Source organism: Aestuariivita boseongensis (assembly GCF_001262635.1).
Lineage (GTDB): Bacteria > Pseudomonadota > Alphaproteobacteria > Rhodobacterales > Rhodobacteraceae > Aestuariivita > Aestuariivita boseongensis.
Window position 1 is genome coordinate 18,618 of record NZ_JXYH01000048.1, and the last position, 11,348, is coordinate 29,965.

Below are 11,348 nucleotides of genomic sequence, written 5' to 3' on the forward strand. Positions count from 1 at the left end.
GTGCGTTCGAACGCACTTGCGCCACCCTCTCCCCCGCACCCTCTGATTTGTGAGGAAACAGAATGAACCAGGAACTGACAAACAACCCGTTCAACCCGCTGACGCCGCCGAAGGTGTTTGACGAAATCCGCGTCTCGCTGGCCTCGCCCGAGCGGATCCTGAGCTGGTCTTACGGTGAGATCAAAAAGCCCGAGACCATCAACTACCGCACGTTCAAGCCCGAGCGTGACGGCCTCTTCTGCGCGCGTATCTTTGGCCCGATCAAGGATTACGAATGCCTTTGCGGCAAATACAAGCGCATGAAGTATCGCGGCGTCGTCTGCGAGAAATGCGGCGTAGAAGTCACGCTGCAGAAGGTCCGCCGCGAGCGTATGGGCCATATCGAACTGGCCGCGCCTGTTGCGCATATCTGGTTCTTGAAGTCGCTGCCCTCCCGCATCGGCCTGATGCTGGACATGACACTGCGCGATCTGGAACGTGTTCTGTACTTCGAAAACTACGTGGTGATCGAACCCGGTCTGACCGATCTGTCCTATGGCCAGATGCTCTCGGAAGAAGAGTATATGGACGCCCAGGATCAGTTCGGCATGGACGCCTTCACCGCCAATATCGGCGCTGAAGCGATCCGTGACATGCTGGCCCAGATCGATCTGGAAGCCGAAGCTGAACAACTGCGTGCCGATCTGAAAGAGGCGACAGGCGAGCTGAAGCCCAAGAAGATCATCAAGCGTCTGAAAGTTGTCGAAAGCTTCCTTGAATCCGGCAACCGTCCGGAATGGATGGTCATGACCGTGATCCCGGTCATCCCGCCGGAACTGCGCCCGCTGGTCCCGCTGGATGGTGGCCGGTTCGCGACGTCGGATCTGAACGACCTTTACCGTCGTGTCATCAACCGGAACAACCGTCTGAAGCGTCTGATCGAACTGCGCGCACCTGACATCATCGTCCGCAACGAAAAGCGGATGCTGCAAGAATCCGTGGATGCTTTGTTCGACAACGGCCGCCGTGGCCGCGTGATCACCGGCGCCAACAAGCGCCCGTTGAAATCGCTGTCGGACATGCTGAAAGGCAAGCAGGGCCGCTTCCGTCAGAACCTTCTGGGTAAGCGGGTCGACTTCTCGGGCCGTTCGGTCATCGTGACCGGTCCGGAGCTGAAGCTGCATCAATGTGGCCTGCCCAAGAAGATGGCGCTCGAGCTGTTCAAGCCGTTCATCTATTCGCGGCTTGAGGCGAAGGGTCTGTCTTCGACCGTGAAGCAAGCCAAGAAGCTGGTGGAAAAAGAGCGCCCTGAGGTTTGGGATATCCTTGACGAGGTGATCCGCGAACACCCGGTTCTTCTGAACCGTGCACCCACGCTGCACCGTTTGGGCATTCAGGCGTTTGAACCCGTCCTGATCGAAGGCAAAGCGATCCAGCTGCACCCGCTGGTCTGTTCGGCCTTCAACGCCGACTTCGACGGTGACCAGATGGCCGTGCACGTGCCGCTGTCGCTGGAAGCGCAACTTGAAGCACGCGTCCTGATGATGTCGACGAACAACGTTCTGTCGCCTGCCAACGGCGCACCGATCATCGTGCCGTCGCAGGACATGATCCTTGGCCTGTATTACACCACGCTGGAACGCGAAGGGATGAAGGGCGAAGGTAAGATCTTCGGCTCCATCGACGAAGTGCAACACGCGCTGGACGCTGGCGAAGTGCACCTGCACTCCAAGATTACCGCGCGGATCACGCAGATCGACGAGGAAGGCAACGAAGTCCAGAAGCGCTATGAAACGACCCCCGGTCGTGTGCGTCTGGGCGCGCTCCTGCCGCTGAACGCCAAAGCACCGTTCGACCTGGTAAACCGCCTTCTGCGCAAGAAAGAGGTGCAGCAGGTCATCGACACCGTCTACCGCTATTGCGGCCAGAAAGAGAGCGTCATCTTCTGTGACCAGATCATGTCGATGGGCTTCCGCGAGGCGTTCCGCGCGGGCATCTCCTTCGGCAAGGACGACATGCTGATCCCCGACACCAAATGGTCGATCGTCGATGAGACGCGCGAGCAGGTGAAGGACTTCGAACAGCAGTACATGGACGGCCTGATCACCCAGGGTGAGAAGTACAACAAGGTTGTGGATGCCTGGTCGAAGTGTAACGACCGGGTGACCGAAGCCATGATGGGCTCGATCTCGGCCACTCATAAAGACGAAAACGGCGCCGAACAGGAGCCGAACTCGGTCTATATGATGGCGCATTCCGGTGCGCGGGGCTCGGTCACGCAGATGAAACAGCTGGGCGGGATGCGCGGCCTGATGGCGAAGCCGAACGGCGACATCATCGAAACGCCGATCATCTCGAACTTCAAGGAAGGTCTGACCGTGCTGGAGTACTTCAACTCCACACACGGCGCCCGGAAGGGTCTGTCGGACACCGCCTTGAAAACGGCGAACTCGGGGTACCTGACCCGCCGTCTGGTGGACGTGGCGCAGGACTGCATCGTGCGCATGCATGATTGCGGCACCGACAACGCGATCACGGCCGAAGCTGCCGTAAACGATGGTGAGGTTGTCGCGTCTCTGGGTGAACGGATCCTGGGCCGTGTGGCGGCCGAGGATATTCTCAAGCCCGGCACGGATGAGGTTCTGGTTTCGATCGGTCAGCTGATCGACGAACGCATGGCTGACGCTGTGGAAGAGCATGCAGTTCAATCCGCGCGCATCCGTTCGCCGTTGACCTGTGAGGCCGAAGAGGGCGTCTGCGCCATGTGCTATGGCCGCGACTTGGCGCGTGGCACCATGGTGAACACTGGCGAAGCCGTGGGTATCATCGCGGCGCAATCCATCGGTGAACCTGGCACCCAGCTGACGATGCGGACCTTCCACATCGGTGGCGTTGCGCAGGGCGGTCAGCAATCGTTCCTGGAAGCCAGCCAGGAAGGCACCATCGCCTTCGAAAACGCCCAGACGTTGAAAAACGAAGCGGGCGAAGTGCTGGTGGTTGGCCGCAACATGAAGCTGATCATCAAGGATGAAAGCGGCGCCGAACGGGCCAGCCACAAGGTTGGCTACGGCTCGAAACTGTTTGTCGAGGAAGGTGGCAAAGTCACCCGCGGCGATAAGCTGTTCGAGTGGGACCCCTACACCCTGCCGATCATCGCCGAAAAGGACGGGACCGCGAAATTCGTGGACCTGGTCAGCGGTATCGCCGTGCGCGACGAGACCGACGATGCGACCGGCATGACCCAGAAGATCGTGATCGACTGGCGTGCAGCCCCCAAAGGCAACGAACTGAAGCCGGAAATCATCCTGGTGGATGGTGATGGCGAACCGGTCCGCAACGAAGCGGGCAACCCGGTGACCTATCCGATGTCGGTGGATGCGATTCTGTCGATCGAAGATGGTCAGGAGATCAAGACCGGCGACGTGGTTGCGCGTATCCCGCGTGAAGGTGCGAAAACCAAGGACATCACCGGTGGTCTGCCGCGTGTGGCCGAACTCTTTGAGGCACGCCGCCCCAAAGATCACGCCATCATCGCGGAAATCGACGGCTATGTCCGCTTCGGGCGCGACTACAAGAACAAGCGTCGCATCTCGATCGAGCCGGCGGACGAGTCGATGGAGCCAGTCGAATACATGGTGCCCAAGGGCAAGCACATTCCGGTTCAGGAAGGTGACTTCATCCAGAAGGGCGACTACATCATGGACGGCAACCCGGCGCCGCATGACATCCTGTCGATCCTGGGTGTGGAAGCGCTGGCTGACTACATGATCAACGAGGTGCAAGAGGTCTATCGTCTGCAAGGCGTGAAGATCAACGACAAGCACATCGAGGTCATCGTGCGCCAGATGCTGCAGAAGTGGGAGATCCTCGACAGCGGTGACACCACGCTGCTGAAGGGCGAACATGTCGACAAGCAGGAATTCGATGCCGCCAATGAAAAGGCGATCGCCAAGGGCGGACGTCCGGCTCAGGGCGAACCGATCCTTCTGGGGATCACCAAGGCATCGCTGCAGACGCGTTCGTTCATCTCGGCTGCGTCCTTCCAGGAAACCACCCGCGTGCTGACCGAAGCGTCGGTGCAGGGCAAGAAAGACAAGCTTGTCGGCCTGAAGGAAAACGTCATCGTGGGTCGTCTGATCCCGGCCGGTACGGGTGGTGCCACCCAGGCCGTGCGCAAGATCGCAACCGACCGCGACAACGTCGTCATCGAGGCCCGCCGGGAAGAAGCCGAAGCCGCTGCTGCCCTGGCAGCGCCTGCCGAAGACGACGTCATCGGCGGGGACGAGTTCGACACGCTGGTGGAGACACCCGAAAGCCGCGACTGATCGGCATTCGCTTGAAGATAACAGGGCCCCGCTTCGGCGGGGCCTTTTTCATTGATCGGCTAGTTCTTGAACCAAGGCCGTGTTTGCGGATAGCCTTTCGAAAAACAGAAAAGAGCAGCTCGTCGCATGTCCATCGCAGCCGTCACCATGGTCTGGAATGACGCGTTTTTCCTGCGCAAGTGGGTGGCGTATTACGGTCCGCTTCTGGGTGCACGGAACCTTTACGTGGTGTCCCACGGGCAAAACGATTACATCCGCGACATCCCCGGCGAATTCAACGTGATCCAGGTGCCCCGCGACGCAGGCGATATCTATTTCGATCGAAGGCGCTGGGGGCTTCTGTCGCATATTACCTCGGGCCTGACCCGATACCACAAGGCGGTGATCTGCACCGATGTCGACGAGATCTTGTTGCCGACGAAACCTGGCGGATCCCTGACGGATATCGTCGAGAACCTGGCGCCCGACGCGCATTATCTCGTCCCGGGTTTCGAGGTGTTTCCCGGCAGTGCGCAGGCTCTGCTGGACCCTGCAAAGCCGGTTGGCAACAGCGTAGGTTGCCTGCTGTACTCGCCGTTCTACAGCAAGGCCGCCATCGCTCAGAAGGATATCGAGTTCTATCCGGGTGGGCACGGCATTGCGAACGAACCCTTCAATGTGACGCAGGATCTGATGCTTCTGCATCTGAAATACCTCAACACGGCCGAGCTGGAGCGCCGCAACTCCCTGCGTCTGAAACTGGCCAACAGTGACGAGATGACCGCAGATACCGGCGAGAAGCACTGGAGGCCTCTGAAGGTTTGGAAAAACCTCGACAAGACAACACAACAGGCGTTTCAAAAGCTGGATACGTCCGCCGATATGGACTGGGAGCCCTTTTTCACCAAGGCTTGCACGGATCTTGACCGGCTGAAAGGAAAGCGAAAAGGCGTCTATTTGATCGCAAACAAGAAAACTGACCCGGTGCGCGCAGAACTGCCCGATTGGGCGCGCGTTCTGTTCTGAGCGGTGGCAAGATCGCGGATGTCTGATCTTCTGCCCATCCTGTCGCACAACCTGTCCCTGTCCGGTGAAAACCGTATCGAAATCGTCGATGTGGGGGCCAGCGATGTAGATCCAAGTGAACGCCCCGTTTACGATCCGCTTTTGGAGGTCGGTCTTGCCCGGCTGACCGGTTTCGAACCCAATCCGGACGAGTTTTCGAAACTCCCTCAAACTGATCAGCGCAGATATCTGCAAACGGCCATCGGCGATGGACGGGACCAGCGTTTGAACCTCACGATGCATCCCGGGTTCACGTCCACGCTAAACCCGAATGCCCCCGTTGCCGCGACCATCGCCAATTTCAAGCGACTGATGCGGGTCACTGGGCATCTGGATATCGCGACCACCCGGCTGGATGACATTCCGGAAATCGGTCGAATGGATTTTCTGAAAATCGACATTCAGGGCGGGGAATGCCTGGCCTTTTCCGGCGCGCCGAACCTTCTTCGGGATTGCCTTTGCGTGCATACCGAAACCGCCTTTGTCCAGCTTTACGAGGGCCAGCCGCTGTTCGGCGATCAGCACCGCATGATGGTCGATGCAGGGCTGATGTTTCTGGGGTTTCACAAGGTCAACAAACATCCCCTGCGCGGCATGTTCCGCAAACTATCCACACAGGCAAAGGCGCGTGACATTGGCGCCTGGATTGATGCGGACGCCGTGTTCATCCGTGATGTGCGATACTGGCCCGACCTGGAAGATGCAGCATTGACCCGCTTGTTTGTCATCCTCGCAATCGCGTATGAGGCAGCATCAGCGGCGATGCACGCCCTGTCGATCTTGGAGTCCCGCAAGAGTGTCGACCCCCCGTTTGTCCAGCGCTGTCTGGAGCATTTCAACGCGGACTCCTGACCGTTCCGCAGGCCGCAGATGTTGAGCCGCCTTCCCCCAAACGTTGCGGGTGCACTTTTGATGATGGCCAGCATGGCGGCCTTCACCATCAACGATACCTTCGTCAAGCTGGTGGGGCAGACCATTCCGCTGTTCCAGCTGCTGACCCTGCGGGCGATCCTGGCAACGCTGTTTCTGGCAGTTCTCGCGTGGCGGCTGGGGACGTTCCGCTTGTCCATGCCACGCCATGACAGGTGGCTGGTGTTCTGGCGTTGTGTGGCCGAGGTGGGTGCGGCCTATTTCTTCCTCTCGGCTTTGCTGGTCATGCCTTTGGCCAATGTTACCGCGATCCTTCAGGTTCTGCCGCTGACGGTCACGCTGGGGGCGGCGCTTTTCTTTCGCGAAGCCGTGGGGTGGCGCCGCATGCTGGCCATCTGCGCCGGTTTCTGCGGTATGCTGCTGATCGTGCGTCCGGGGCCTGACGGGTTCACCACGCACGCGATCTATGCTCTGGCGGCCGTCGCCTGCGTGACACTCAGGGATCTGGTGACGCGCAGGATGTCGGTGAATGTCTCGTCGATGACTGTCACCGTGATCACCTCGGCCAGTATTCTGGTCTGCGCGGCACTTGCCTCGCTTACCATCGATTGGCAACCCGTCTCGGCACGCGAAGGGCTTTACATCCTCGCTTCTGCCATCTTCGTCATCGGCGGGTACTCCTTCAGCGTGATGGTGATGCGGGTGGGCGAAATCTCGGCAATTGCGCCGTTTCGTTATTCCAGCCTGCTTTGGGCCTTGCTGCTGGGCTGGCTGGTGTTCGGCGATTGGCCCGATGCGATCACCCTGACCGGTGCAGCCATCGTCGTGGCCAGCGGTCTTTTCACACTCTACCGCGAACGGCGGGTCAAAAAGCGGCGAAAACCCGTCTGACGGTGGCCTGCCGGATTGCGAACCGGTCTTCGAAAAGCTGTTGGGTTTCTGCATCCAGAGGGCTCAGGGGCAGGGGCGGGACACCCGCCTTTTGCCGGGAATCGTTATGGTCGTTGTGTCCGCGCACGAACATCGGGCTGTCGTCATAGCGGATTACCGGCATGAATTTCCCCAGCTTCTTATGGGCGAAATTCATGATGGTTTGTTTCGCGCCGCCCCGCACCGCCATCCCCAGCGCCACGCCGTAAAGGCTTAGCCGCGTTTCCATCGCGTCGATCCCGTCCGGGCCGGGGCGCGCGGAAAAGCCCTTTTCGAAATCAATCGCCACAAGACGGTTCTTCTCAAGCAGCTGTGCGTGCTCCCGCGCTGCGGCGCGCAACCGCTCCACGAAATCCACCGCCACGGCGTCGTCATCGTCATGGCGGAACTGCAGGCAGGGTGCCGCCATATCCAGACGCGCGGCGTTGATTGCCCCCTGCATGACCTTGCGGTGCGGGCCCGGCGGGTGCGCTTGCAACTGCGCCTGCGGGAAATCGGCGATCAGCGTCTCAAGCCGCGCACGCCAGATATCGGGCAGGCTGTCGCCAATGACGATGACGAAGGTGAAATCAGGGTCGGTCTGCGCTTTCAGGCCGGGTAGGGTGATCGCCTCGAACTGTGCAAGCCGTGCTTCCATGCGTTCAGGGGCGTAAAGATAGGCGATCCGCTCTTCGATCGAGCCATGTTCAACCTGAAACCCCCCCTCGCCGGGGTAGGAGAACCGACAAAGCCCGATCACCTGCATGTTTTTCCGCCGTATGTCTGCTCGGGTGCTTCCCGCCTTGGGCGGAATCTGACAGTGTGAGCACAGCTTTGCAACTGCTGGCCAGGGCTGTTGACAAGGCATCCGACTCCCCCTATACGCCGCTCATCCAAAGGCAGGGGCCAGTGTCTCTGCTGCTGAAATCAGAACTGAAGTGGTCACGATCCGGTCTGCAAAACGGCCCGATCCTCTGGAAACCCACCGCGTCGTTCCCAAAACGGGGGGCGAAGGCGGTTTTTGCGCTTTGCGGACGCGTGATGCGCATTTGAATTTGAAACCGCGGGATTGCCCCGCAAGACACATGTGTTGAGAGACGGGGAACAAAGCCCAATGCCAACGATCCAACAGCTGATCCGCAAGCCGCGTCAGCCGAAAATCAAACGCTCGAAGTCCATGCACCTGGAGCAGTGCCCGCAGAAACGCGGCGTCTGCACCCGCGTGTACACCACCACACCGAAAAAGCCGAACTCGGCGATGCGGAAAGTGGCCAAGGTCCGTCTGACCAATGGCTATGAGGTGATTTCCTACATCCCCGGCGAGAGCCACAACCTGCAGGAACACTCGGTTGTGTTGATCCGCGGCGGTCGTGTGAAAGACCTTCCCGGTGTGCGTTACCACATCCTTCGCGGTGTTCTGGATACCCAGGGCGTCAAAGACCGTAAGCAGCGTCGTTCGAAATACGGCGCCAAGCGTCCTAAGTAAGAGGATTAAGATATGTCCCGCCGTCACGCCGCTGAAAAACGCGAAGTTCTGCCTGACGCCAAGTATGGCGACAAGGTTCTGACGAAGTTCATGAACAACCTGATGCTGGACGGAAAGAAGTCCGTCGCTGAACGCATCGTCTATGGTGCTCTGGATCGCGTCGAAGACAAGATCAAACGCGCCCCCGTCGAAGTCTTCCACGAAGCGCTCGACAACATCAAACCCGCGGTCGAAGTTCGCTCGCGCCGGGTTGGTGGTGCCACCTATCAGGTTCCGGTTGAAGTGCGCCCCGAGCGCCGCGAAGCCCTGGCGATCCGCTGGTTGATCACCGCCTCGCGCAACCGCAACGAAAACACCATGGAAGAACGCCTCGCTGGTGAGCTGCTGGATGCTGTGCAATCCCGCGGTGCCGCCGTGAAGAAGCGCGAAGACACCCACAAGATGGCCGACGCCAACAAAGCGTTCAGCCACTACCGTTGGTAACCCTTTAAGGTTTTAGGAGCAGCCAAAATGGCACGCGAATATCCGCTCGACCGTTATCGTAACTTCGGCATCATGGCGCACATTGATGCCGGCAAAACCACCTGTTCGGAACGTATCCTGTATTACACAGGCAAGTCCCACAACATCGGTGAGGTGCACGATGGTGCGGCCACCATGGACTGGATGGAGCAGGAGCAGGAACGCGGGATCACCATCACCTCGGCTGCGACCACCACCTTCTGGGAGCGCACCGAAGACGGTCAGACCGCCGACACGCCCAAGCACCGTCTGAACATCATCGACACCCCCGGCCACGTGGACTTCACCATCGAAGTGGAGCGTTCGCTGGCGGTTCTCGACGGTGCTGTTTGTGTTCTGGACGCCAACGCCGGTGTTGAGCCGCAAACCGAAACCGTGTGGCGTCAGGCTGACCGCTACAAGGTTCCGCGTATCGTCTTCGTCAACAAGATGGACAAGATCGGCGCCGACTACTTCAACTGCGTGCGCATGATCGAAGACCGCACTGGTGCGCGTGCTGTGCCTGTCGGTATCCCGATTGGAGCGGAAAACGAGCTGGAAGGTCTGATCGACCTCGTGACCATGGAAGAATGGCTGTGGCAGGGCGAAGACCTGGGCGCATCCTGGGTCAAGGCACCGATCCGCGACAGCCTCAAGGCACAAGCCGAAGAGTGGCGCGGCAAGATGATCGAAGCGGCCGTCGAAGAAGATGACGACGCGATGATGATGTACCTGGAAGGCGAAGAGCCCGACGTGCCGACCCTGCGCAAACTGCTGCGCAAGGGCACCCTGGCGCTGCACTTCGTGCCGGTTCTGGGCGGCTCGGCCTTCAAGAACAAAGGCGTGCAACCGCTGCTGAACGCCGTGATCGACTATCTGCCCAGCCCGCTGGACGTGGTCGACTACATGGGCTTCAAACCCGGCGACGAAAACGAAGAGCGTAACATCGCACGTCGTGCCGACGACAACATGCCGTTTGCCGGCCTCGCGTTCAAAATCATGAACGACCCGTTCGTGGGCTCCCTGACCTTCACCCGGATCTATTCCGGCGTGATGAAGAAGGGCGACACCATGCTGAACTCGACCAAGGGCAAGAAAGAGCGCGTTGGTCGGATGATGATGATGCACTCGAACAACCGCGAGGAAATCGAAGAAGCGTTCGCAGGCGACATCATCGCGCTGGCGGGTCTGAAGGACACCACCACCGGTGACACCCTGTGTGACGAGAAGGATCCGGTGGTTCTGGAAACCATGACCTTCCCCGATCCGGTGATCGAAATCGCGGTCGAGCCGAAGACAAAAGGCGACCAGGAAAAAATGTCGGCGGGTCTGGCCCGCCTGGCGGCAGAAGACCCTTCCTTCCGTGTGGAAACTGACCTGGAATCCGGTCAGACCATCATGAAAGGCATGGGCGAACTGCACCTCGACATCCTGGTGGATCGTCTGAAGCGCGAGTTCAAGGTCGAAGCCAATATCGGTGCGCCTCAGGTGGCCTATCGCGAGACCATCTCGAAAGAGGTCGAACACACCTACACCCATAAGAAACAGTCGGGTGGTTCGGGTCAGTTCGCCGAGGTCAAGATGATTATCTCTCCGACAGAGCCGGGCGAAGGCTATTCCTTCGAATCCCGTATCGTTGGCGGGGCCGTGCCGAAGGAATACATCCCCGGCGTTGAAAAAGGCATCCAGTCGGTGATGGATAGCGGCCCGCTGGCCGGCTTCCCGGTGATCGACTTCAAGGTTGCCCTGATCGACGGTAAGTTCCACGACGTAGACTCCAGCGTGCTGGCCTTTGAAATCGCAGCTCGTATGGGCATGCGCGAAGGCATGAAGAAAGCTGGTGCGAAGCTGCTGGAACCGATCATGAAGGTCGAAGTGATCACGCCGGAAGAATACACCGGTGGCATCATCGGCGACCTGACGTCCCGTCGTGGTCAGGTGACCGGGCAGGAGCCGCGCGGCAACGCGATCGCGATCAACGCGATGGTGCCTCTGGCCAACATGTTCGGTTACATCAACACGCTGCGTTCGATGAGTTCGGGCCGTGCCCAGTTCACCATGCAGTTCGACCACTACGATCCGGTCCCGCAGAACATCTCGGAAGAAATCCAGGCGAAATACGCATAACCGGGGCGGCGGGCTGAAGCCCGCCCTACCCACAAACCGTAGGCCGGGCTTCAGCCCGGCACCCCACGAAGAAACAGGAGGCCATCATGGCAAAGGAAAAGTTTGAA

At 59.5% G+C, this 11,348-nt stretch carries 8 protein-coding genes; 7 read left to right on the top strand and 1 reads right to left on the bottom strand.

Annotation, left to right across the window (positions count from 1 at the left end):
- Positions 1–62 precede the first annotated feature (62 nt).
- The 4 genes from rpoC (at position 63) to TR61_RS15815 (ending at position 7,109) form a co-directional block, all read left to right on the top strand.
- A complete protein-coding gene (gene rpoC / locus TR61_RS15800; RefSeq protein WP_050931493.1) occupies positions 63–4,304 on the top strand; it encodes a DNA-directed RNA polymerase subunit beta' in 4,242 nt (1,413 codons plus the stop codon).
- A 126-nt stretch (positions 4,305–4,430) separates the two neighbouring features.
- On the top strand, positions 4,431–5,309 hold the full coding sequence (locus TR61_RS15805; protein ID WP_050931494.1) for a glycosyltransferase family protein: 879 nt from the start codon (positions 4,431–4,433) through the stop codon (positions 5,307–5,309).
- Between the two features lie 18 nt (positions 5,310–5,327).
- The gene (locus TR61_RS15810; RefSeq protein WP_050931495.1) at positions 5,328–6,200 is read left to right on the top strand and encodes an FkbM family methyltransferase; all 873 of its coding nucleotides are present in this window, start codon (positions 5,328–5,330) and stop codon (positions 6,198–6,200) included.
- 18 nt (positions 6,201–6,218) lie between these two features.
- Complete coding sequence (locus TR61_RS15815; RefSeq protein WP_050931496.1) at positions 6,219–7,109, top strand: EamA family transporter; 891 nt, start codon at positions 6,219–6,221, stop codon at positions 7,107–7,109.
- Here TR61_RS15815 and TR61_RS15820 read toward each other — a convergent pair.
- Positions 7,084–7,893, bottom strand: a complete 810-nt coding sequence (locus tag TR61_RS15820; RefSeq protein ID WP_050931497.1) for a putative rhamnosyl transferase — start codon at positions 7,891–7,893, stop codon at positions 7,084–7,086. The two genes, TR61_RS15815 and TR61_RS15820, sit on opposite strands and share 26 nt — an antisense overlap.
- Before the next feature lie 348 nt (positions 7,894–8,241).
- Here TR61_RS15820 and rpsL point away from each other — a divergent pair, with 348 nt between their 5' ends.
- Genes rpsL through fusA form a run of 3 tightly spaced genes read left to right on the top strand, consistent with a single transcriptional unit; the run spans position 8,242 to position 11,241 of the window.
- The gene (gene rpsL / locus TR61_RS15825; protein ID WP_050931498.1) at positions 8,242–8,613 is read left to right on the top strand and encodes a 30S ribosomal protein S12; all 372 of its coding nucleotides are present in this window, start codon (positions 8,242–8,244) and stop codon (positions 8,611–8,613) included.
- A gap of 12 nt (positions 8,614–8,625) precedes the next feature.
- Positions 8,626–9,096 carry a 30S ribosomal protein S7 gene (gene rpsG, locus TR61_RS15830; protein ID WP_050931499.1) on the top strand — a complete coding sequence of 157 codons (471 nt, stop codon included), beginning with the start codon at positions 8,626–8,628 and terminating at the stop codon, positions 9,094–9,096.
- A gap of 27 nt (positions 9,097–9,123) precedes the next feature.
- Positions 9,124–11,241 carry an elongation factor G gene (gene fusA, locus TR61_RS15835; protein ID WP_050931500.1) on the top strand — a complete coding sequence of 706 codons (2,118 nt, stop codon included), beginning with the start codon at positions 9,124–9,126 and terminating at the stop codon, positions 11,239–11,241.
- Positions 11,242–11,348: the final 107 nt, after the last annotated feature.